The sequence below is a fragment of the Bartonella taylorii genome (assembly GCF_023920105.1).
Lineage (GTDB): Bacteria > Pseudomonadota > Alphaproteobacteria > Rhizobiales > Rhizobiaceae > Bartonella > Bartonella taylorii.
This window is the reverse complement of the sequence record NZ_CP083693.1, coordinates 623,186-646,025: the sequence shown is the minus strand read 5'-3', so window position 1 is coordinate 646,025 and position 22,840 is coordinate 623,186. Positions and strand designations below refer to the sequence as shown.

Genomic DNA, 22,840 nt, shown 5'->3' with positions numbered 1-22,840 from the left:
ATTATGATGAAGATTTATATTAAAAATCTTGTATACCGTATTAAAGTTATAGCAAAAAAATCATTTTATTTGTTGTGGGGATATCTGCTCATCGGTTCCTTATTTATTTTAAAATATTTTCCTACCAACATTGGATTTTCTTTTTTTTCTTGGTTAGCAAAAAAACTCGGTCCCCTCACACATCGCCACCAAATCGCGCTCACAAACCTTAGAGCTGCATATCCAGAAAAAACAGAAGAAGAGATTCAAGTAATTGCGATAGAAATGTGGCAAAATATAGGACAATTTCTAGCGGAATATATTTTTCTTGATAAAATTTTTGATTTTGATCCTCATGCGGAGAAGCCAGGTCTTATTGAGGTTAAAGGTGCTGAAATATTTAAGCGATTAAAAAATGAAAAGAAACCGCATATTTTTTTCACAGCGCATACCGGAAATTTCGAACTTCTTCCTATATGCGCACAAAGTTTTGGCCTAAATGTTACAATACTCTTTAGGCCCCCTAATAATCCTTATATTGCAAAGCGAGTCCTTAAAGCCCGGAAAACTTCCATGGGACATCTCGTCCCATCTAAAGCCGGTGCGGCTTGGGCATTAGCAGCCAAGTTAGCAGAAGGTGAAAATGTTGGTATGCTCGTCGACCAAAAATTTCACCGTGGTGTTTTAGGAATATTTTTTAACAGACCTCTTAAAACAAATCCCTTAATTGTAAAACTTGCACGACAATATAATTGTGATATTTATCCAGCACGTTGTATCCGTCTAGCCGGAGGACGCCATCGTTTAGAGCTATATGAGCGTGTAAAGCTTCCACTTGACGAAAAAAATGAGATTGATATAGCCGCTTCTACACAAAAATTAAATGATATTATTGAAAGTTGGGTACGTGAATATCCTGGGCAATGGGCGTGGTTACACAGACGTTGGGATAGCTAATATATCATAGCATTTATAGGAGAAATATAAGTGTTAGCGTCAAAAGATATCAATGATCTTATCGCAATTGTTACAGCATTACGAAACCGTGATAGCGGATGTATCTGGAATATAAAACAAACATTTGAATCCCTCATACCCTATATGCTTGAAGAAGTTTATGAGGTTATTGATGCCATTGAACGAAAAAATCGAATGGATCTTTGCGAAGAACTTGGTGATCTTCTTCTACAGGTCGTCTATCATACTACAATTGCACAAGAAGAAAGTTACTTTACTTTCGAAGATGTTGTTTACGCAATCACTGCAAAAATGATTCGTCGCCATCCTCACGTTTTTGGAAATGCAGAGCAAAAAAAACGTGGTTTTGTAGCAGAAGAATGGGAAGATATAAAAAAAAGAGAACAGGCTGAACAAAAAAAGTGCTCCGAAGAAGAAAATTTATTAAACAGTTCTACAACAAGCATTCTTACAAAAGTAAAAAAGATTCAACCAGCAGACCAAGAAGCACTCGCTTTACAAAAAGCCGCAGCTAAGGTAGGTTTTGATTGGCGTGAAAATCATAAATTTTTTGCAAAAATAGAAGAAGAACTCAATGAACTCAAAGAAGCAATCAAAGATGCGAAAACATCAGATATAGAAGAAGAGTTCGGTGATCTTTACTTTACCCTACTTAATCTCGCACGCCACTTGGATATTAATTCACAAAAAGCATTAAAAAAAACAAATACAAAGTTTCGAAATCATTTTACTTATATTGAAGAAAATCTATCTGCTCAATCTAAAACATTGGCCGATGCATCCTTAAATGAAATGGAAGATCTCTGGAATAAAGCTAAAAATGAAAGACAAAAAATATAAGATTTCATCAACCTAAAATCCGAGAAAATCCCTCAACTCATTAAATTCAATTGACTTTATACATTTCAATTAATTGATTTTGCAAGAGCTGGACGAAGTTCTACTGATTCGCCACACCCACATGCGGAAACTTGATTAGGGTTTTTAAATACAAAACCGGAACGAAGTGTTGTCACTTCATAATCTACCTGCGTTCCTAATAAAAATAATACTGCATCATGTGCTATAAAAACACGAGCGCCATTCACTTCAACAACATCTGCATCCAGCCCCTCTTCCTTTACAAGAGTAATTGTATACTCCATCCCCGCACAACCACCTTTCTTGATACCAATAAGAATACCACGCGCATCTTTGGCATCCATAATCGCTTTAACACGATCTACTGCAGCTTCTGTTAAATTTATTACCGAAAAACGGCTCATCATTTACCCTTTTCTTTCTAAACAAAAACTTTGAAAGTGTTTCATCTACAACATTTTATTTACCTGGTATATCTGATACAAAACAACAAGATATAAGTTGAAATGTTTTAACCTTTTCTTATCGGGATAAAAGCCTCATATCCAACTATTTAGATTTACAATTGTGCAATCTAAAAATTATATTTTACTATCCTTGCATCTCATGAAAAATGCTTTTTTTACAAAAAAAAACAGAAACATTTAAGAGGTATCATTTTTTTATAAGACCTCTTAAATATCAGAAAAAATGAATGCGTTTAAAAGCATACAAATCTTATCCTATATCCTCACAATTTACATAAAATAAATATGTGCATATAATAGCCATAAAATATCAACAAAATCAATTACTTAACAGTTTAAGTATTTATCTTAATGAACAAAAAAATATCAAAACAAAAAATTTCATTTTCACTCTCGAAAGCTCTCTTTAAAAGTGCAACAGCATTTTAGATTTTAATCTATTTATTTTTTCTCTTGCCTTTAAAGAAACAGTCATTTAAGCGTTTTACACAGTTCGGAGCGTAGCGCAGCCTGGTAGCGCACTTGACTGGGGGTCAAGGGGTCGTGGGTTCGAATCCCGCCGCTCCGACCACTTTTCCCGAAGAATATATCAGTAAATACAGAATGTGCTTTTTTGAATGAAACTATTATCTTTTTGCATGATGAAGTTTTAAAAATCTATTCCATTTTCTCAATATACAGCGATACGCGGTAGAATAATTGCCATAAACTAGAAATAGGTAATTTTACTTAAATAGCATTCTTTTTAAGATAAAACACATAAAACGCGAGACCTTTGTCTCGCGTCACTTCCCTATCTCAATGATAATAATCATTTAGTTTTCTCAACTTCTAAATTCGCTTTACGCATAGTATGATTATTATCATTTTTCACAGCAGATGTTGATGTCTGCACAGCTATCTTCTTTGGTTTTAATTCAGCCGGCATTTCTCTTTTAAGCTGAATATGAAGAAGGCCATCACCAAGCTCTGCTCCAATAACCTTAACATGATCAGCCAAATGGAAACGCCGCTCAAAAGCACGTGACGCAATGCCTCGATAAAGGAATTCTCGTTCTTCATCATCATTTTCAGGCCTTCTCTCACCCTTAACGATCAGCTGATTGCAATGCGTTTCGATATCGATTTCATCTTTAGAAAAACCAGCAACAGCCATAGAAATTCTATAAGAATCTTCAGTTAAACGCTCGATGTTATAGGGTGGATAAGAAGAAACATCATCAGGTTGTGTCCTAGAATCAAACCAGTTAAAAAGATGATCAAAACCTACTGTTGAACGATAAAATGGTGAAAAGTCTACTTGACGCATAATATTGCCCTCCTTTAGAGCGACTATAATTAATTGACTCACAAAGTTCCCGAATGGCAAACTATCCGTGAACCAGCGGCCCAGAGTAGCGACCGCATCATTTATCTGGTAACTGTTTTATCCTATTTCAACTCTTTTATGCTTGAATTTATAAAAATATACAAAACAACATAACTGTTTCTTAATCCTTCTTTATCATTACATAAATGTAAGTCCTCTCGTTATCTCACTTTGCACTAAGTTGCAAAATACACTGTAAAGGATATCAATTGGAAACATCTCTTTATCACACAGTTTGCGATTCCACTCCTTCCAATATCCGTAATAGCTATCTTAAAATAGCCACGGATCGCGAAATCCGTTTTTCTATAACGTGTCCTGATATGGAAAAATCCGAGGGAACAATTGTTATTCTCCAAAACTATGCAAATGCTTTAGAAGAATATTTTTTACCAATAAATGAAATTTCTAAACGTGGTTTTCATACAGCAATATTTGACTGGTTTGATCGAGAAAAATCACCATTCAATATAAAAAAACAGAGTCGATATCATTATTTTGATATTAATAATGATATTAATGACTTGAATGAATTTCTTATAAATGTCGTTTATCCTATTTGTCCACCACCTTACTATATGCTAACCTATGGCATGGGAGGGTTGATAGCACTTAGCGGACTGGATCTCCTTAATCATCAGTTTAAGAAAATGCTCTGCGTTTCTCCCCTTTTTGCACCGTTTAGCAATAAAACAAATGGCTTCCAACATAAATTAACACAATTTCTTTCTGATATAGGCTTAGGATTCTTGCCAGCTAGAGGTGGAACAAAACTCAAAGAAACAAAACAAAACAAAATGCAACCTGGTTATACTAATAGAACACCTTTCCTCTCTATGAAATCGCCAACATCCCGATGGATGGCATCGGTACTAAATGCAATTTCCTCTATGAAGGAAAATATATTTCATGGACATTTACGAATCCCAACACTGTTTATTCTCGCCAATCAAAACAATATTGCGAATAACATTGAGGTGCGGCAATTATGCCAACACACACGTCTGACAGACAGCATCACCATTACAGGTGCGGAACTTGATACAATCATGCATGAAGAAAGTTACAAAAAACAATTTTGGGCTGCATTTGATGCATTTATTCTCGATGAGAATTTATCTATAAAGTAATAATTATAATAAAAATATATTTTAAATTTAAAAATACAGATACTTTAATACATTTCTTGTTTATTATTAATTTTATTATGTTATATCATAGTATAATTTATACAAGTATACAGAAAACAAATAGCTATAAAAACTCAGCTTTGTCGTAGTCGTATAGGTTTTCTGACTTCTCCAATATAAAATAAAAACACAGTTTCTGAAATGAATGTTCCCATAACCCCTTCAACGAAGCGCTTACCAAAATGAAAAAATTAAAAAGAAACAGAAATCGCGCTTAAAATATTCAAATACGGCTTTCTTCTTTCAACATCACATACATTTCGAATTTAACTAACTTACAACGAATATGCTGTATCCTTGACAAGAATGTAAGAATTAACCATTTTGCCATTCATTCCAATTATGAGTATTTTATCATCTTTTTTATAAATACTCTATATTGTATAATTGATGTGGCAAAAAAACTCTGACGAATGGAGCCATTGGAATATAATCATGAAACGAATCCTGCTCGCAGAAGATGATAACGATATGCGCCGCTTTCTAGCGAAAGCCTTAGAACGTGCAGGCTACGAAGTCGCAGATTTCGATAACGGTGCTAGCGCATATGAGCGTTTACAAGAAGAACCATTTTCCCTTCTACTTACTGATATTGTAATGCCAGAAATGGATGGTATTGAACTGGCACGACGCGCTACTGAAATTGATCCTGATTTACGCGTGATGTTTATTACAGGCTTTGCAGCAGTTGCACTCAATTCAAATAGCGATGCCCCTCCTGATGCAAAAGTGCTTTCTAAACCGTTTCACTTGCGTGAACTCGTTAATGAGGTTGAAAAAATACTTATAGCTGCTTAAAAGGCTATTTTTCCAAGTTATTCGTGACTGATTAAACAGAAAACTAAATTAGACATTGACGTTTGTAATTCTATGTGCTGTATGCAACGTCATTAAATGGGCGTGTAGCTCAGCGGGAGAGCACTACGTTGACATCGTAGGGGTCACAGGTTCAATCCCTGTCACGCCCACCATGTAGCTTTATATCTCTATTAAGTTATTGATTTTCCATATATTTTTAAGATTTTGGATGTGTAGATAAAAGTTCGAGAATAGGATTTTTTTAACACGCCTCTATAACAGTAGCATTTTCTTTTTGCTTCGTTAAGTGCTTCTAAATCTTCTTGTGAACAAACACTTAAAATTCTAATAAACATGCCAACAGTTTTACGACTCAACGGTTTAGAAGGCTTTATTGTAAAACTTGTGCAAGAAACATCTGATTCTTTTCTTACGAGAAGCAGTATCTTCATCTAAATCGTATGTTCTATGATCTTTTCTTCCATGCCAACTGGCCCAGGTCTTTTGCCAATTTCTACAAGAGATAAAAATGGTACAGATATGTCTAATTTCTCAGCCATATCTGAAAGGCGCTCTGAATGATCAATGAGAAGCTTGCGTAAGGTTTTACCAAATGGTATTAGCGTCTAAAAAAATCCTTTAGAAAAAATAATTATTTAATTCTGATTCTAACAACAATTTTTAGATTTTTCTCTCTAATTATTACGAATCAAAATTTCTTTTTGAAGAGGTTAGAATCAGCTTCTTACCTAAATAAATCTGAATACGTATCTGTCCTATCAAAATGGACGCGCTTTTCATCAACTATATAAATTAATAACCAATCGGATTCTATATGAAGATCTCGACGAGACTTCCAATTTCTTTGCAATGTATGATCATTTAAAATAGATGGCAATTACTTCTTATGAATCAGAAATCATAACTTCTGTAAGCTTTTGCGTATTTTTTCCACGCTTTTCTGCCCGTTTTGCATCCTTTTAAACTTTCCCTAATAACTCACTGAACACATAATTAGATATCCAGTTGCTTAATCAAATCAGCAATATTTTCAGCATAAAAAAACTTCTTCATTACTATCGGTTTTATGAAAAGTTTCAAGCATTTCCTTATTAGATATCTTGTTATTTTCAACATAAACACGAATAAGATCACGTAAAATTTGTGAGGCTGGACGGTATTTTCTTTTAGCTATAGCCATAAACGCGCTTTTTAGATTTATATCTAATTTAAGCTGCTATAAGTTCACTTTTTACACTCATCATATTTCCTCTTTAAGAACTTTAATGATTATACATTATTTAACTTAGTTAAACATAGTTTAACCTATCATTAATATCGATTTTTTTCTTTAAAGAAGAAATTTTTCAACTCTTGGTTAGCCATTTTTGAGGTGTGAAAAGATATTGTCTAGTGCGTCCATGAGAGGTGCAAAATCAATAATAAACATAAAGATAAAAAACGCACTCTACTTCATGAAGCATGCCATCATCTTCAAACCTTGATAGGTGTTGATCATCTCATGAAGCAGCTGTTGTTCTTTTTGTGAGATCTTTATCTTTGTTGCTTCGTTTCTTGACCGTCTTTCCAATCACATAAATGTGCTCTCTGCTGTTACGCTTCAAAATATCTCTTGCAAGGTAGTAACGGGTAACCTCAACATCTTGCATATCCAAATAAATGAGCAACCAGCCACCACAAGAAACAGACCTATTTGCCACGCACCCAGCGAGAAAATTCAGTGCACACACCAGCATCACTTTTTCGATTAACTTCAATTTTCAACCTCAAAACGTGTTGTTACCATTTTTAACGCATTCTCTGTTTGCTTATGCCGTTCACTTTTCTTGCAAAGGTGAAAGGCTTTCGCTAAAGCCATAAAAAAACGGCTAAAGCCGCTGTAAACATGAGGGAATATTTCCTGAGCCCAAAAATCATAAGCGTTGCTCCCGAAAACGCTTGGCTACAAACACTATGCCAGCCAGTGTTGAACGGCGGAAAAAACGCCAGCAATGGCTAGAAACTTTCTTAAAACACTTAATGGACTTTTGAATTGGGCAATTGAACAAGGGCTTTTAGAAAACAATCCAACAGCAGGAGAAAAAAGACGTTGAGAAATATTATCAAAAACGATCTATCGGTACACATAAACGCGTATGGATTGATGTTCTTCTGTATACGGGCTTGCGTCGTAGTGATGCGGTTCGTATTGGCTGGAAAGACGTTAAAGATAATATTATTCATGATCAAAACAAAAAAAATTAAAATAGGAACCTTCCTCTTGATTTTTCCTGAAATAGAATCAATCCTTAAAACGAGTTTTATTAACGATAAGGATGTTAACTTGTAGTAAAATCAAATAAGCCCATTAAGAAAATTTTGCCAACCTAGTTCGTGAGATACTAAAGCAGTAAAAATAAAAAAACAGCCAAAGGATTAAGAAAATAAGTAACAGCCCAGAGTGCTAACGCAGACGCTATATACTTCAAAAATGAAAGAATATTTTTTAGCAAATGATAAACAGTAAGCGTAGCTCTATATCAAAACGACTGATATAAAAACTCACATAAGAAAACAAACCAATAGAATTAAAAGAAATCAAAATTTTTGAACTTTTACATAACCCAGTGATGTTAATCAAACATGGTGATCCCGACAGGATTCGAACCTGTGACCCACGGCTTAGAAGGCCGTTGCTCTATCCAGCTGAGCTACGGGACCAACTGATCATTTTCTCAATTCCAAAAAGTGTCTTTAACTCAATGCGTCCAAGGTTGTTGCCTATCACTGCGAAAATTATCAGAATAAGAAACAGCACGCCGAATCGATCTATGTGTTTTTTCTACACGATAAGGAATAGCATTCTTGCGGGCAAAAGCAACTGCCTCTTCTTTCCTATTGAACTGGATTTTTATTTGATTATTCATATCAGATGTCGCCGTATATCCCATAAGAGGCTCAAGCATTTTTGCCTGTAACGGCTCATATTGCAAAATCCAAACACCAGTACTCCTCCTACCTGACTGCATCGCTGTCTTCGCAGGATTATAAATACGTGCGATCATGGTTACTTTCCTTTAGACGATACATAAACATTTAAATGATAATTTCTCGCCACACACCCCTACTTGAACTATCTTCCACATCCTATCAAATATGGTCGGAGCGATAGGATTCGAACCTACGACCCCCTGATCCCAAATCAGGTGCGCTACCAAGCTGCGCTACGCTCCGTCATTCACATTTATTTGATGCACCTTCCCTAAAATTTTCACAACAGAAGTGCAAGAGAAAAACACACTTTTTTTAATTTTATTGCTTTTCTTTACAGAAAAAAAACTTTTTTAAAATTCTTTTTGCTAAATAACACATTCATTGACAGAAATAAGCAAACGATACTAAAAAATCCACTTTACATTAACAGACAACTAATTTTTTCATAAGCACACAATTTTTATATTACTTTCAAAAATCTTTCATGACAACAAAACATATAACGAACATAATTTTAATAACAAAATAACTTGAACATCACAAAAAAATTCCAAATAGTATAAACCTCCAACATTCTCACCTGATTCGTATAAAATCCAATATACAACATGAAGAAAACTGATTAAGTTCCCCTGCTATTCTATCTTCCCCATCACTTTTATTTTTTAATTCTATACTCACCTACAATGCAAATGCATAAACTAAAGAACAAACACTATTCTCAATAGAGAAAAAACCTTCTTTTCAAAAATCACTTTCAAACGCTTAAATGTGCTTGGATAAGTCATGAAAACAATCGTCATAAATTAAAAACTGCAAAGTCATTCAAAAAACGTATTAAGCAAATTACAAAAAAATAAAAATGCCATTATACCAAAAAGGAAAAAACTTAAAAAAACCATTCTATCTGAGCATTATAACAACAATAGAACACAAGCACTTTCTATTGAGAAATTTGGGCCATATAAAAAATATTTACTGTATTTGCATATTAAGGACTTCAGCAATAACAGCCCGCGTTATTTTGCTTTTTCTTTGTAACGCTAACTGATCAACGGAATCAATAACACGCTTTAATGAAAATAAAGAACGCTCACAACGGCTTACAAGATACGCAATAGTATCCGGATGAACAATAATCTGCTTATCAGAAAAAAGTTTAAAAGCAACAGCTGTTAACAATGCATCATCAGGCTGATTAATCGCAACTAACATAACCGAATTAAGGCGACTTTTGAGATCATTTAACTTTAAATTCCACGCTGAAGGTACTGTACGTGCCGTTATCAACAAAGTAGCATGATGTACATCAAGATTCGCTTGCTTAACGCTGTTAATTAAGTGAAAAAGCTCTGTTTCTCTAATTTCATCCGCATCAATATCCTCAATTAAAAGTGATCTTCCTGAAGAAGCCACAGCAATAGCCTGATCAACTTCATTGCGATGAAAACTTAAAGCATCAGCTTTCTGCACCCATACGCTAGAAAAATGCGTTTTCCCAGATCCTTCTTTTCCAACCAAAACTGCAATAGGTAAGACCCAATTTGGCCAATGATCAATAAGCTGAAAAGCCATACGATTGCTTTCCGTTACTACCAAGTCATCAAATTGGAAAGCTGGATTATAAAAAAAGTTTAAGGGTAATTGCGTTTCACGCCCCTTCATTCTAGCAACTCCGAATTTCCACTTCGTGAATACATCTGAGAATTAAGGTAAGTATGAAGAGCAAAACGAACCAAAACACCAACAGCCGCCGCAGCAGGAACCGCAACAAGCATACCAGTGAAACCAAAGAGTGAAGAAAAAGCAAAAAGTGCAAACATCAGCCACACCGGATGCAATCCCACTGATGACCCCACAAGTTTTGGTTGAAGAATATAACCTTCAATAAACTGACCAATTAAAAAGAGAACCATAACAACGACGATCCAACCCCAATTATTGGGGTAAAACTGAACCCATGCAACACCAACAGAAAGCACAAAACCACTCATTGTACCAATATAAGGAACAAAGCTTATAAGACCAATAAACATACCAATCAAAAGACCAAAATTAAGTCCCGTGATAGTTAAACCAATAGCATAATACCCTCCCAATATTAAACAAACTGTTCCTTGTCCACGAACAAAGCCAGCAATAGCTCTATCCATTTCATAAAAAATACTGCGAACAGTCTCAAGATGATCCCTTGGTATTAACGAATCAACTGCTGCAACCATACGCGGCCAATCTAATAACATGTAAAATGCCACCACAGGTGCCACAACAAATAGGCTCACAAGATTAACGATAGATTTTCCTGACTTCAAAAGTGAATTCAAAAGAGATGTAATAAAATCAGAACTTTTTCCCAAAAGCCCTTTAATATTACTCTGTAATTCATTTGGATCACTACCAAAATAGCGCCTAACCCAATCAAAATCATGCTCAACAAAAAAAGTTTGAATACGATTAATATAGATAGGTAAACCATCACTCATAAACTGCTGTATTTGCCAACTGATAATAGGAATTAAAATAACTAAAGCAGCAACAAAAATAACAACAATAAACAAACTAATGAGGATAGTACCAAAAACACGACGAATACCAAATTTTTCAAACAATTGAACAATGGGGTTAAGAAAGTAAGCCAACACAATTCCTGCTACGAAAGGAAGCAAAACGGATCCAAAAACAAACATAAAAAGAATGAAAAAAATCAGCGTACCAAGCCAGAAAAAAATTTGTTTTTTCATATTGTTCGGTAACGGTACTTGAGTATAAGCTGGTACATAAGTCTTATAACGGTCACGAGACCCACTCTGACTCACCTTCTTGTTCACAAGCTGCGAAGCAAAATGATCGTGATTATCTACCTTGCTCATAAAATATCCTAAAAAATTCTTCACAAAAGATTATAAACTTCTTTTACATGGGTCAAGAAAATACATAGGTCAAGCAAAATGGCTTATTTATTAAATACTAAATATCAATATCTCTTGCAGAGGTAACTTTATCATGGCATTGCATAACACCAAAATCTGATTTTCCATAAGGAAGACTCCAATGAGCAATCAAGATCTCATAAATAATAAATCCAAGTGTGCTCTTACCTACGCAGAAGCCGGTGTAAACATCGATATGGGTAATGCCATGGTAAAAAAAATTAAACCCTTTATACGCTCAACAAAACGAGCAGGAACAAATGCAGAAATTGGCGGCTTTGGTGGCCTCTTTGATTTAAAAGCAGCCGGCTTCACAGATCCTATTCTTGTAGCGGCCAATGATGGCGTAGGAACAAAATTAAAAATTGCCATTGAAGTAGGTATACATGACACTGTGGGTATTGACCTCGTAGCCATGTGCGTTAATGATTTACTCGTACAAGGTGCTGAACCTCTCTTTTTTCTTGATTACTTTGCAACTGGTAAGCTGAACCCTGAACAGGGTGCTACAATCGTTTCTGGTATAGCAAAAGGATGTAAACAAGCAGGCGCGGCTCTTATTGGAGGAGAAACTGCAGAAATGCCAGGCATGTATGCAGAAGGAGATTATGATTTAGCAGGTTTTGCTGTAGGAGCATGTGAACGCAGCGCATTACTCCCTTCAAAAAATCTTACAGAAGGCGATATTATTTTAGGACTTAACGCTTCCGGAGTCCATTCCAACGGCTTTTCTCTTATAAGACAAATCATACAACAAAATAACCTAAAATGGGAAAATCCTGCTCCATTTAATCCTCAAATCAGCCTTGGTACAGCGTTGCTCACACCAACACGTATTTATGTAAAATCGCTTCTATCTATTATGCGAAATTATGAAGGAATTAAAGCTCTTGCCCATATCACAGGTGGAGGCTTTTCTGAAAACATTCCACGAGTACTTCCATCTTCTCTGTGCGCTGAAATTAATCTTTCTGCCATTCATGTTCCATCAGTTTTTTCATGGATTGCCAAGCAAGGTAAAATAGAAGAAACAGAAATGCTGCGAACATTTAATTGCGGCATTGGCATGGTTATTATCGTAGCGCAACACGCAGTTAAAAAAATTACGCAATCACTTGAAATACAAGGAGAAACCGTTACCCCCCTCGGCATTTTAACAAAACGCCAAGATAAAGAAATACTCTATAAAGGTGTACTGCACTTATGAAAAAACAAATTGTTATTTTTATTTCTGGCAACGGATCTAATATGGTTGCCCTTGCCAAAGCAAGTAAACAAAAAGAATATCCGGCTGAAATCATCGCAGTTATTTGCGATAATCCTTATGCTGCGGGCATTGAAAAAGCGCGTAACAATAACTTGCCTACGCACATTATTGATCGCAAAAACTATCCAACGAAAGAAGCACACGAAGAAGCTATCTTTACGGTTTTAGCTCAATATAGGCCAGATCTTCTCTGCTTTGCTGGCTATATGCGCCTTATCTCATCGCGTTTTGTAAAACTTTATGAAGGCCGAATTTTAAATATTCACCCTTCTCTTTTACCTTCATTTAAAGGTTTAAAAACACATGAAAGAGTTTTACAAGCAGGCGTTAAAATCACTGGTTGCACTGTTCATCTTGTTACAGAAGATATGGATGCAGGAAAAATTCTTGCCCAAGCAGCTGTTCCAGTGTGTCCAAATGATACCGCTGAGTGCTTAGCAGAGAGAGTCCTTAAAGCGGAACATAAACTCTACCCCGAAGCCTTAAAAGCCTTCATTGATGGAAACAAAAAAATGATAGATGCTCAACAACAGCTTTTATCCTTTTGAATATATCAACCAGCACTTTCCAACCTTGTAAAAAAATTTCCTGTACCCTCCTCTCTTATAAAGTTTGAATAGGATAAAGTCACATTATCTTCATGAATATTTTTATAGAAAATGTGCAATGCTTATCTTTTCAAGATACTCATTTTCGTCTAAAAAATTTTAAAATAAACAATATTTCTATTACACAATTTTTCATTTCATTGTGCAAGTGTTTCTTTAACTATTAGTGCTAACTGTTTGAGTGTAAATGGTTTAGATAAAAAACCAAAAACAGCATCTTGTGGAAGGTTTTTAGCAAAAGCATCTTTTGCGTATCCAGAAACAAAAATAAATTTGATATCAGGATATTTTTTACGTGCTTCCTTAAGCAAAGTAGGCCCATCCATTTCTGGCATCACCACATCAGAAACAATAATATCAATAGCCCCCTTATTTTCCTCAAGAATGGTAAGTGCTTCTACCCCGCTTGCTGCCTCTAAAACAGTATATCCTCTCATTTGAAGCGCTCTTACCCCACCCATTCTGACAGCATCTTCATCTTCAACCAACAAAACAGTCGCCGATCCTGTTAAATCTGTATTTTTTTCTTGCTCTTCACCTTTTTCAATCAGCGGAAAAATTTTTCCCTTATTATGAGGAATATAACGGGGGAGAAAAATATGAAATGTTGCTCCCTCTCCCTCTCTGCTATCACAGTAAATGTAACCACCTGTTTGTTTAATAATTCCATAAACCATGGACAACCCAAGCCCAGTTCCTTGTCCAACTTCCTTTGTTGTAAAAAATGGTTCAAACATCTTTTCTTGTATAGCAGCTGATATACCAGTCCCTGTATCTGAAACAGTCAATTGCACATACTCACCAATTGCAAAACCAACATGATCAAATGCAGCACTCTGTTGTTTTGTAATATTATTTGTTGCAATCGTTACAACCCCTCCATCAGGCATAGCATCACGCGCATTAATAACCAAATTCATAATAACACGCTGAAAAGATGCTTGATCAACTTCAACGCTCCACAAATCTCTTCCATGAATAATTTTTAACTGAACATTATTGCCTAAAAGGGGTAAAATAAGATTGCGAATATCTGATAAAACCTCTGTAAAATCTACCTCTTCAGGACGGAGTGTTTGCTTCCGAGAAAAAGCTAGTAATTGTTGTACAAGCGCAGCTGCACGATTAGCATTATTTTTGATATTGATAAGATCAGCATAGGCAGGATCAGAACTACGATGTGTATTTAAAAGAAGATCGCATGACATCAAAATTGCTGTTAAAACATTATTAAAATCATGAGCAATACCGCCAGCTAATTGCCCAACAGCTTGCATTTTCTGGCTTTGCATCATTTTATCTTCAAGCGCTTTTTGTTCTGTTGTTTCTATAACAGAGATAATGACCAAATCTCGCAATGCTTCGCCGTGATAGGACAATATAGGCATAATATGGAGACGTAAATGGCGTTCTTCATTATTTTCTAAAACTGTTTCTAGAGAGACTGAATAATTTTTATTTGTCATGATTTTCTGAAAGGCACGCTCTAACTGTGCACGATCATGGTGAAATATAACATCATAAAGATTGATAGTTTTTCCCGTACATCCCGTGAGTAATGAAAAGACATTATTCATGTGAATCAAATATCCTTTCTGATCCGCCACTGCTATTGCAAAAGGGCTTGCATCAAAATACGCTACCAGTGCACTAGGTAATTTTGATTGATCACCGTCCTCTTCCTTTTGTACCTGCTGTGGAATTACGACAATACGATAAATAGCTTCACCTTCTAAGAGAGAAGAAACACACATAAAACAATTCAATATTTTCTTAATACCGGTCTCTGAATTTAAACATAACGAAAACATATAAGGTAAAGAGTACCCTGAACTTTGATGTTTGTCGTATTGCAAACAAATATCACGCCACGCGCTATTAACTCCAACACTACCAAATAATTGATCAAAACTATATTGCCCAATAGTAAAGTTAGCCAAGTCAATTGAAAACCATTCAGCAAAAACTGTATTTGCATAAAGAACATTCCCTTGGGTATTAATGGATAGAAAACCAACAGGAGCTTGATCTAAATGATTGATAGCTTCTTGGAGATTCGAGAAAAAAACTTCACGACATTCTTGCAGATGCGAAATATCGGCAATACGCCAAAATAAAAGTTTTTTTCTCCTCCTTGTAATTGGTTGAACAGAAATATTATACCAAGCAGATTTTTTTTGTGTAGAATGGGCAAAAATCGGTTGCTCTACCCTTAATTCTTCTTGCGCTGCAAGATGACTACGTGCCGCAACCTTTAAGCGATACGCAAGTGCACCAGCCCCTGGAAGATCAGCAATAACCACATAACAAGTGGATTCAGGCTTATAGGTAAGAATTTTTTGGTAATTTTGATTAGAGTAATAAACAAAACCAGACAAATCGGAGACTATAATTGCATCATCGCTACTATTAAAGATGCTAAGATCAAAATCTTCATGAAACTGTAATACATTACATTTTAAAACCCCCATTCCAATAAGAACGAGTGAAGCAACCCCTATAATCGCTAAAGCCCAAAAAGAAATCAATCCAATCTTTTGCAAATAGCTTTGCGGATAAAAAAAATCTAGAATACCTACAATGAAGAGAAAAGCTATTACAAAAACAACACCTCCTCGATTTACAGAAGAAGACGATGATTTCCCACTATTCTCAAAACTTTTATCCATCTCACTTTGCCTTGATTAGAGCTGTTACCACAAATTACCTCCATAATCATTGTTATAAAGTATATACCATGATAATATCTCCTTAAGAAAAATCACTCATCTTATGTTATAAGCAAACCTTTTAAGGGTATATTTACAAACTTATCTCAATAAAAAATAATATTTCCATTTCAAAATGAGAGAAACTCCATGTATATCTGGTTATCAAACCAAATAGGCACATCTGCCGCGAACATAACCACAAGCGTTGTGTTTTTTATAATAACAATCACAGCTCTTGCTACAATCATCCTATTTGTGCGTCGTTTAAATACAGGAAGATTCAGTATCAACAAAAAAAAGCATCTATCACGATTAACTTTATGTGATACACTTTCTATCGATCGCGCACGTCGTCTTATTTTGGTACGTTGTGATGATAAAGAGCATTTGCTTCTTATTGGCGGACTGACAGATGTTGTTGTAGAATCGAATATTACCACTACATCCATGATACAAAAGAACGAAACACAGCCAACATTAACAACAACAGAAATCAATCCAGATCTCACAGAAAAAATATCTTTTTCCAGAAATGAAAGAAAACATACACAAAACACTTCCCCTAGCTCTTTTATGAAGCAAAACGTAGAAGATTCAGCAATTACTGCTGAAATTGAAGGACGGCAGGAGCCATCCTTATTTATCCCTGCCGCAAAAAAATAAAATACGCGACTCTAGCGCCGTACATCTCATTTGCTCATCATCTCAATCGACTTTAATCGTCACGATAAACTTTTTCCCGTCGTTCGTGGCGTTCCTGTGCTTCCAACGATAAAACTGCAATCGGTCGAGCTTCAAGACGCTTTATGCTAATAGGCTCACCAGTTTCCTCACAAAAACCGTAAGTTCCATTATCGATGCGCTCCAAAGCAGCATCTATCTTTGAAATGAGTTTTCTCTGACGATCACGAGCACGTAATTCGATTGTACGATCAGTTTCGCAGGATGCTCTATCAGTTAAATCGGGTTGACCAACATTCTCTTCTTGCAAATTTTCCAAAGTCCCACGCGCTTCTCTTAATATATCATTCTTCCAAGAAACTAATTTAGCACGAAAATACGCCTTTTGTCGCTCATTCATAAAAGGCTCATCTTCACTAGGGCGATACTGATCATCAATCTCTTCGCTCATGCCATAAAAACCTCCACATATGGTATGTGCGGTCTATATATTGTCCAACACTGATCAACACAAGTATAAAATATTTTTTTATACACCCTATAATATGTTTAAAATCACTGTTTAAGTCTTCAGCTATTCTTTCTGCACAGCACATTATTCCCTTGACATAATAACTAAAATCAAGGCTTATCCATAAATCCCCTTTCTAATCTATCTAAAAGCATAAAAAATGCAGACATTCATCATCATACGCAACAACCTTACTGAATTATTGAGCAAGACTCAAATCTACTAACAACAAATCATCTCAATATGCAAAAAATAAAAATTTTCACAAAAGCAGAGTGTGATATTCACGATTCAAATACATCAAAGCGTCTTTTTCTTGATTACGGTTGATTGCAACAACTTCACCAATCAAAACAAAATGGGTTGCATGTTCATGCCAACAAATTAAACGACAATCAAAAGACGCTAAGGCGCTTGAAAGACTAGGTGCACCAGTCTGCAAAGTTCTCCATTGTGCTATACTAAAATGTTCATTTTGTGTATAATTACAAGACCTAGAAAAAATATCTGCTAATGAACGATGTTTTCCTGCTAAACTATTAACACAAAAATTTCCATTTTCCATAAACAAATGATTCTTGAGGTTATGCCGCATGAGGCAAACAAGAAGTGTTGGGGGATCATCAGATAAAGAACAACACGCTGAAACTGTCACCCCGCGCCTTCCTTTAATGCCATTTGTTGTCACAATATGCACAGCTCCTGCAAAATGACTCATAGCATCTCGATATTCTTGCGAAGAAACAGTAATATTATGTTGAAGTTCAGGCATTAAATGTGTTGTATGGTTTGACATATCTCTCACTTATACAGTTTTAAAATTCCAAGTGATCTTTCCATAAAAAGATCTATTCATATACTCTACAATACAAATGATGTTTTAGTATACAAAACTACATGCTAAAAAGGCCAACCTAGGAGATTTTAATGCCTCATTCTCATCTCATTTCACCTTCACTCTTGGCTTCTGATTTTTCCAAACTTGGCAAAGAAGTATTAGATGTTGTTGATGCAGGTGCAGATTGGTTGCATCTTGATATAATGGATGGCCATTTTGTCCCTAATATCACTTTTGGTCCTGATGTCGTCAAGACACTTCGTCCATTAACCAAAGCAATATTTGACGTTCATCTGATGATCGCACCTGTAGATCCTTATCTTGAAGCTTTTGCACAAGCTGGTTCAGATATTATAACTATTCATGCTGAAGCAAGTCCCCATCTTCATCGTTCACTACAAATAATCAAAGCAACAGGAAAAAAAGCAGGAATTGCAATCAATCCAAGTACATCAGAACATGTGCTTGAATATTTGCTTGATCAATTAGATCTTATCCTCATCATGACAGTCAATCCTGGTTTTGGTGGACAAAATTTCATTCCAGAAATGAAAGATAAAATCAAACGCGTTAAAAGTATGATCGCTAACAGGCCTATTGATCTTGAAGTAGATGGTGGTATCACAGTTGATACAATTGGAATAGCTGCAAAAGCTGGTGCAAATGTATTTGTTGCAGGTTCTGCAATTTATAAAGATGGAAACAAAGAACTTTACAAAACACGTATTAACGCACTGCGCCAAGCAGCAGCTCTCTCACAATAAGGAAAAATCATGATAGCACGTTATTCCCGATCTGAAATGGTAACAATTTGGTCAGCAAAAACGAAATATCGTATTTGGTTTGAAATTGAAGCACATGCCTGTGATGCACTTGCTGAACTAGGAATTATTCCAAAAGAAGCAGCAAAGATTATATGGGAAAAAGGGGACGCAGCCGAATTTGATGTTAATCGCATTAATGAAATTGAGGCAATCACCAAGCATGATGTTATCGCATTCCTAACCCACTTAGCTGAATTTGTTGGACCAGAAGCACGCTTCATCCACCAAGGTATGACATCATCAGATGTTCTAGATACAACGCTAAATATTCAGTTGATGCGTGCCAGTGATATTTTGCTAAAAGACATAGACCAACTTCTTGAAGCGTTAAAAAAACGTGCCTTTGAACATAAAGAAACAATCACCATTGGGCGAAGTCACGGCATTCATGCTGAACCGACAACATTTGGAGTCAAATTCGCCCTTGCATATGCTGAATTTTCCCGTTGCCGCAAACGCCTTCTTGCAGCACGTGAAGAAATTTCTACTTGTGCTATTTCAGGAGCCGTAGGAACTTTTGCTAACATTGATCCACGCGTTGAAGAACATGTAGCAAAAGCATTGGGTATGCGTTTTGAACCCGTTTCTACCCAAGTTATACCACGTGATCGTCATGCTATGTTCTTTGCAACGCTTGGTGTTATTGCTTCATCTATTGAACGGCTAGCTATAGAAATACGTCATCTACAGCGAACAGAAGTACTTGAAGTAGAAGAGCATTTCTCACCTGGGCAAAAAGGCTCATCTGCTATGCCCCATAAACGTAATCCAGTTTTAACAGAAAATTTAACTGGGTTAGCGCGTATGGTACGTGCATACGCAATACCTGCCATGGAAAATGTAGCACTTTGGCATGAACGAGATATTTCTCATTCATCTGTTGAGCGTTATATTGGCCCTGACGCTACCATTACACTTGATTTTGCTCTTGCCAGACTCACATCTGTCATTGAAAACCTAATTGTCTATCCCCAAAATATGCAAAAAAATCTTAATAAATTCCGCGGGCTTGTTCATTCACAACGAGTGCTTTTAGCACTCACGCAAGCTGGGATTAGTCGTGAAGATTCTTATCGGATTGTACAACGAAATGCGATGAAGGTTTGGGAACAAGGAAAAGATTTTTTAGAAGAACTGCTCAATGACGGCGATATTACAAAAGTCTTAAGTGAAGCGGAACTTCGCGAAAAATTCGACCTTTCTTACCACACCAAACATATCAACACGATTTTTAAACGCGTTTTTGGGGAATGACGAAGATTGCATATCAGGAACAGAGTTATTGTCTTCCACCTATGAGACAAAACCTATTGTAATGAAAGAAATAGTTCATGAAAGCAAATCAACTCGATATTCTTATTGTTCCTGGCTACAAAGGATCTGGTCCTGATCATTGGCAAACACGATGGGAAAAAAAATTGTCTACAGCCCGCCGCGTTAAACAAGCCCATTGGTCAAAACCTGTTTGTGAAGAATGGGTTAATGAGGTTGAAATCGCCATTGCACAAGCTCAAAAACCCGTTATGATTATTGCCCATTCATTAGGAGTTCCAACGGCTATTCAAGCAACGCTACAAAACGCAGAAAAAATTTGTGGTGCCTTTTTTGTTGCACCTCCAGATGTAAGTAATAAAAAAATACGCCCCAAACATTTAATGACATTTGGCCCCTATTATTGCAAAAAGTTATCCTTTCCTTCTGTAGTTGTAGCCAGCCGAAACGATGAATTTTGTCAATTCTCAGTAGCAGAGAATCTTGCCAATGATTGGGGAGCTCTCTTTGTTGACGCTGGTCAGTCAGGCCATATTAATGCAGAATCTGGATATGGACCTTGGCCTGAAGGGCTTATGGTTCTCTCCCATTTCCTTGCAAAAATCTGATCCAAAAAAGATAATCGTCTTTACCCTATCTACGCAGTTCCATTTTTCTTTTGCAGCCCCACAATGACAAAAGTTATAAGAAGTGTTATAGCAATCATTGAGAATTTCTGCCAATTAGGATAGTATCACTTATCAACGCTATTTAAAACCTCTCAAACCAATAGAGAACTATAATGAATCGTCGCCACCGTATATATGAAGGCAAGGCCAAAATTTTATATGAAGGACCTGAACCAGGGACCTATATTCAATTTTTTAAAGATGACGCAACTGCCTTTAATGCAAAAAAGCATGAAGTTATCGACGGAAAAGGGGTTTTAAATAACCGTATTTCGGAACATATCTTCAGCCATCTTAGCCGTTTGGGTATCCCAACACATTTTATCAAGCGTATAAATATGCGCGAACAACTCATTAAAGCCGTTGAAATTATTCCGTTGGAGGTTGTTGTTCGAAACATTGCCGCTGGCTCTCTTTCTAAACGTTTGGGATTGGAAGAAGGAACCGCTCTTTCGCAATCCATCATTGAATTTTATTATAAAAATGATTCTCTTGATGACCCAATGGTAACTGAAGAACATATCACTGCCTTTGGATGGGCTGTTCCACAAGAGATAGAAGACATTATGCAACTTGCGATTCGTATTAATGATTTTCTTTCTGGACTTTTTGCAGGTGTTAATATTCAATTAGTTGATTTTAAAATGGAATTTGGTCGTTTGTGGGAAGATGAAACGATGCGCATTGTTCTTGCTGATGAAATCTCACCTGATTCTGCCCGACTATGGGATATGCAAACACGAGAAAAAATGGATAAAGATCGTTTTCGGCATGATATGGGAGGACTTATTAACGCTTATCAAGAAGTTGCCAAACGTCTCGGAATCATCAATGAAAATGAGCCTCCACGACCAAGTGGTCCCGTTTTAGTAAAATAAACAATAAGATGACGTTATATCACCTTCCTTGACATTGGTAAGTAGATCTCCTCAAAGAGAGAGATTTTAGCAACAGGAAATAAGAAATGAAAGCACGCGTTACAGTTACCCTAAAAAGCAGCGTTCTTGATCCACAAGGAGAAGCGATTGTTAATGCTTTAAAAAGTTTAGCTTTCAAAGGCATTCACTCTATTCGCCAAGGGAAGGTTTTTGATGTTGTGCTTGATGATCAACCTGCTGAAACGGCAAAGCAAAAACTCGAAAAGATGTGTGAAGAGTTACTTGCAAATACTGTTATTGAAAATTACACTATAGAACTCCTTTAAATGGAACTTTCCATGAAAACTGCCATCATTCAATTGCCTGGACTAAATCGCGATCGAGATATGGTCGCAGCATTACATCATATAACAGGCGTTGAACCATTCAAAATTTGGCAAACAGATTCAACAATTCCAGATGTAGATGTCATTGTTATTCCTGGTGGTTTTTCTTATGGGGATTACTTAAGATGTGGCGCTATTGGCGCACGAACACCAGTTTTACAAGCCGTTCGTGAGAAAGCAGAAAAAGGTATTACAATAATCGGTATATGTAATGGATTTCAAATTCTATTGGAAGCTGGATTATTACCCGGTGCTTTAATGCGTAATGCTTCATTGAAATTTGTTTGTCGTGAAATAAAGCTTGAAGTAACCAATACCAATACAAAATTTTCTCGATATTATTCTAAAGGACAAATCATTCGTTGTCCTGTTGCACATCATGATGGAAATTATTTTGTTAACAGTGAAATATTAAAACAAATGGAAGATAATGAGCAAATTGTTTTCCGCTACGCAGAAAATACAAACCCTAATGGTTCACTTAATAATATTGCTGGTATTACCAATAAAGCTGGTAATATTCTTGGTATGATGCCTCACCCTGAAAATTTCATTGAACCAGCACATGGTGGTACTGATGGCCGCTTACTTTTCCAAAGTGCTTTAGAATTTGCAAATGGGTAATAATAA

23 protein-coding genes, 4 tRNA genes and 4 pseudogenes are annotated in these 22,840 nt (G+C 36.0%); 16 read left to right on the top strand and 15 right to left on the bottom strand.

The features are described 5' to 3' along the window. Positions 1-6: 6 nt before the first annotated feature. Positions 7-936, top strand: a complete 930-nt coding sequence (locus LBE40_RS02720) for a lipid A biosynthesis lauroyl acyltransferase (protein WP_040296951.1) — start codon at positions 7-9, stop codon at positions 934-936. Positions 937-966: 30 nt separating this feature from the next. After that, positions 967-1,797 (top strand): nucleoside triphosphate pyrophosphohydrolase, encoded by an 831-nt coding sequence (mazG, locus tag LBE40_RS02715; RefSeq protein WP_004858932.1) that lies wholly within the window; start codon positions 967-969, stop codon positions 1,795-1,797. Positions 1,798-1,862: 65 nt separating this feature from the next. Here the strand turns inward: mazG and LBE40_RS02710 are convergent, their stop codons facing one another. Continuing rightward, on the bottom strand, positions 1,863-2,222 hold the full coding sequence (locus LBE40_RS02710) for an iron-sulfur cluster assembly accessory protein (protein ID WP_004858935.1): 360 nt from the start codon (positions 2,220-2,222) through the stop codon (positions 1,863-1,865). Positions 2,223-2,779: 557 nt separating this feature from the next. Between LBE40_RS02710 and LBE40_RS02705 the strand changes: the two genes are divergently transcribed. After that, positions 2,780-2,856 (top strand) — tRNA-Pro (locus LBE40_RS02705). A 240-nt stretch (positions 2,857-3,096) separates the two neighbouring features. Here LBE40_RS02705 and LBE40_RS02700 read toward each other — a convergent pair. Continuing rightward, positions 3,097-3,594 (bottom strand): Hsp20 family protein, encoded by a 498-nt coding sequence (locus tag LBE40_RS02700; RefSeq protein WP_004858938.1) that lies wholly within the window; start codon positions 3,592-3,594, stop codon positions 3,097-3,099. A gap of 269 nt (positions 3,595-3,863) precedes the next feature. On the opposite strand from LBE40_RS02700, the gene LBE40_RS02695 reads away from it, so the two are divergent. The 3 genes from LBE40_RS02695 (at position 3,864) to LBE40_RS02685 (ending at position 5,815) form a co-directional block, all read left to right on the top strand. Continuing rightward, positions 3,864-4,784 carry a serine aminopeptidase domain-containing protein gene (locus tag LBE40_RS02695; protein ID WP_004858941.1) on the top strand — a complete coding sequence of 307 codons (921 nt, stop codon included), beginning with the start codon at positions 3,864-3,866 and terminating at the stop codon, positions 4,782-4,784. Positions 4,785-5,279: 495 nt separating this feature from the next. Further along, positions 5,280-5,642, top strand: a complete 363-nt coding sequence (gene cpdR, locus LBE40_RS02690) for a cell cycle two-component system response regulator CpdR (RefSeq protein WP_004858948.1) — start codon at positions 5,280-5,282, stop codon at positions 5,640-5,642. Positions 5,643-5,740: 98 nt separating this feature from the next. Beyond that, positions 5,741-5,815: transfer RNA gene (locus tag LBE40_RS02685), tRNA-Val, on the top strand. Between the two features lie 114 nt (positions 5,816-5,929). Here LBE40_RS02685 and LBE40_RS02680 read toward each other — a convergent pair. The 5 genes and pseudogenes from LBE40_RS02680 to LBE40_RS08460 all read right to left on the bottom strand — a co-directional run. Further along, positions 5,930-6,262, bottom strand: a pseudogene (locus LBE40_RS02680) (XRE family transcriptional regulator); the annotation flags it as partial. A gap of 125 nt (positions 6,263-6,387) precedes the next feature. Beyond that, entirely contained in the window at positions 6,388-6,513 is a 126-nt protein-coding gene (locus LBE40_RS02675; RefSeq protein ID WP_245256406.1) for a type II toxin-antitoxin system mRNA interferase toxin, RelE/StbE family, read from the bottom strand. Between the two features lie 180 nt (positions 6,514-6,693). Next, positions 6,694-6,843 (bottom strand): hypothetical protein, encoded by a 150-nt coding sequence (locus LBE40_RS02670; protein ID WP_004858952.1) that lies wholly within the window; start codon positions 6,841-6,843, stop codon positions 6,694-6,696. Between the two features lie 166 nt (positions 6,844-7,009). Next, positions 7,010-7,237, bottom strand: a pseudogene (locus tag LBE40_RS02665) (hypothetical protein). Positions 7,238-7,352: 115 nt separating this feature from the next. Next, positions 7,353-7,580, bottom strand: a pseudogene (locus LBE40_RS08460) (hypothetical protein). 42 nt (positions 7,581-7,622) lie between these two features. Here LBE40_RS08460 and LBE40_RS02655 point away from each other — a divergent pair. Continuing rightward, positions 7,623-7,977, top strand: a pseudogene (locus LBE40_RS02655) (tyrosine-type recombinase/integrase); the annotation flags it as partial. Positions 7,978-8,286: 309 nt separating this feature from the next. On the opposite strand, the gene LBE40_RS02650 reads toward LBE40_RS02655, so the two are convergent. The 5 genes from LBE40_RS02650 to LBE40_RS02630 all read right to left on the bottom strand — a co-directional run bounded on the left by LBE40_RS02650 (position 8,287) and on the right by LBE40_RS02630 (position 11,506). Next, positions 8,287-8,363, bottom strand: a tRNA-Arg gene (locus LBE40_RS02650). Between the two features lie 38 nt (positions 8,364-8,401). Beyond that, complete coding sequence (locus tag LBE40_RS02645; protein WP_004858954.1) at positions 8,402-8,707, bottom strand: ETC complex I subunit; 306 nt, start codon at positions 8,705-8,707, stop codon at positions 8,402-8,404. Positions 8,708-8,799: 92 nt separating this feature from the next. Continuing rightward, a tRNA-Pro gene (locus tag LBE40_RS02640) sits at positions 8,800-8,876 on the bottom strand. Between the two features lie 735 nt (positions 8,877-9,611). Further along, positions 9,612-10,301, bottom strand: a complete 690-nt coding sequence (gene hdaA / locus LBE40_RS02635; protein ID WP_004858956.1) for a DnaA regulatory inactivator HdaA — start codon at positions 10,299-10,301, stop codon at positions 9,612-9,614. Further along, entirely contained in the window at positions 10,298-11,506 is a 1,209-nt protein-coding gene (locus LBE40_RS02630) for an AI-2E family transporter (protein ID WP_004858958.1), read from the bottom strand. The genes hdaA and LBE40_RS02630 overlap by 4 nt, the downstream gene beginning before the upstream one ends. Before the next feature lie 181 nt (positions 11,507-11,687). Here LBE40_RS02630 and purM point away from each other — a divergent pair, with 181 nt between their 5' ends. Beyond that, complete coding sequence (purM, locus tag LBE40_RS02625; RefSeq protein ID WP_004858961.1) at positions 11,688-12,773, top strand: phosphoribosylformylglycinamidine cyclo-ligase; 1,086 nt, start codon at positions 11,688-11,690, stop codon at positions 12,771-12,773. Beyond that, positions 12,770-13,381 (top strand): phosphoribosylglycinamide formyltransferase, encoded by a 612-nt coding sequence (purN, locus tag LBE40_RS02620; RefSeq protein WP_004858964.1) that lies wholly within the window; start codon positions 12,770-12,772, stop codon positions 13,379-13,381. The genes purM and purN overlap by 4 nt, the downstream gene beginning before the upstream one ends. Before the next feature lie 197 nt (positions 13,382-13,578). On the opposite strand, the gene LBE40_RS02615 is transcribed toward purN, so the two are convergent. Beyond that, positions 13,579-16,110, bottom strand: a complete 2,532-nt coding sequence (locus tag LBE40_RS02615; RefSeq protein ID WP_004858968.1) for a response regulator — start codon at positions 16,108-16,110, stop codon at positions 13,579-13,581. Positions 16,111-16,299: 189 nt separating this feature from the next. On the opposite strand from LBE40_RS02615, the gene LBE40_RS02610 reads away from it, so the two are divergent. After that, positions 16,300-16,815, top strand: a complete 516-nt coding sequence (locus LBE40_RS02610) for a flagellar biosynthetic protein FliO (protein ID WP_004858971.1) — start codon at positions 16,300-16,302, stop codon at positions 16,813-16,815. Between the two features lie 52 nt (positions 16,816-16,867). On the opposite strand, the gene dksA is transcribed toward LBE40_RS02610, so the two are convergent. Then, complete coding sequence (dksA, locus tag LBE40_RS02605) at positions 16,868-17,284, bottom strand: RNA polymerase-binding protein DksA (RefSeq protein ID WP_004858975.1); 417 nt, start codon at positions 17,282-17,284, stop codon at positions 16,868-16,870. A 322-nt stretch (positions 17,285-17,606) separates the two neighbouring features. Next, positions 17,607-18,140 carry a flavin reductase gene (locus tag LBE40_RS02600; protein ID WP_004858978.1) on the bottom strand — a complete coding sequence of 178 codons (534 nt, stop codon included), beginning with the start codon at positions 18,138-18,140 and terminating at the stop codon, positions 17,607-17,609. Positions 18,141-18,271: 131 nt separating this feature from the next. On the opposite strand from LBE40_RS02600, the gene rpe reads away from it, so the two are divergent. The 6 genes from rpe to purQ all read left to right on the top strand — a co-directional run bounded on the left by rpe (position 18,272) and on the right by purQ (position 22,834). Next, complete coding sequence (gene rpe, locus LBE40_RS02595) at positions 18,272-18,946, top strand: ribulose-phosphate 3-epimerase (protein ID WP_004858980.1); 675 nt, start codon at positions 18,272-18,274, stop codon at positions 18,944-18,946. Positions 18,947-18,955: 9 nt separating this feature from the next. Further along, complete coding sequence (gene purB, locus LBE40_RS02590) at positions 18,956-20,260, top strand: adenylosuccinate lyase (protein WP_004858983.1); 1,305 nt, start codon at positions 18,956-18,958, stop codon at positions 20,258-20,260. Positions 20,261-20,337: 77 nt separating this feature from the next. Beyond that, positions 20,338-20,886 carry an RBBP9/YdeN family alpha/beta hydrolase gene (locus tag LBE40_RS02585; RefSeq protein WP_004858986.1) on the top strand — a complete coding sequence of 183 codons (549 nt, stop codon included), beginning with the start codon at positions 20,338-20,340 and terminating at the stop codon, positions 20,884-20,886. Between the two features lie 173 nt (positions 20,887-21,059). Beyond that, entirely contained in the window at positions 21,060-21,824 is a 765-nt protein-coding gene (gene purC / locus LBE40_RS02580) for a phosphoribosylaminoimidazolesuccinocarboxamide synthase (protein WP_004858990.1), read from the top strand. Between the two features lie 86 nt (positions 21,825-21,910). Then, complete coding sequence (purS, locus tag LBE40_RS02575; protein ID WP_004858994.1) at positions 21,911-22,150, top strand: phosphoribosylformylglycinamidine synthase subunit PurS; 240 nt, start codon at positions 21,911-21,913, stop codon at positions 22,148-22,150. Between the two features lie 12 nt (positions 22,151-22,162). Next, positions 22,163-22,834 carry a phosphoribosylformylglycinamidine synthase subunit PurQ gene (purQ, locus tag LBE40_RS02570; protein ID WP_004858997.1) on the top strand — a complete coding sequence of 224 codons (672 nt, stop codon included), beginning with the start codon at positions 22,163-22,165 and terminating at the stop codon, positions 22,832-22,834. Positions 22,835-22,840 lie beyond the last annotated feature (6 nt).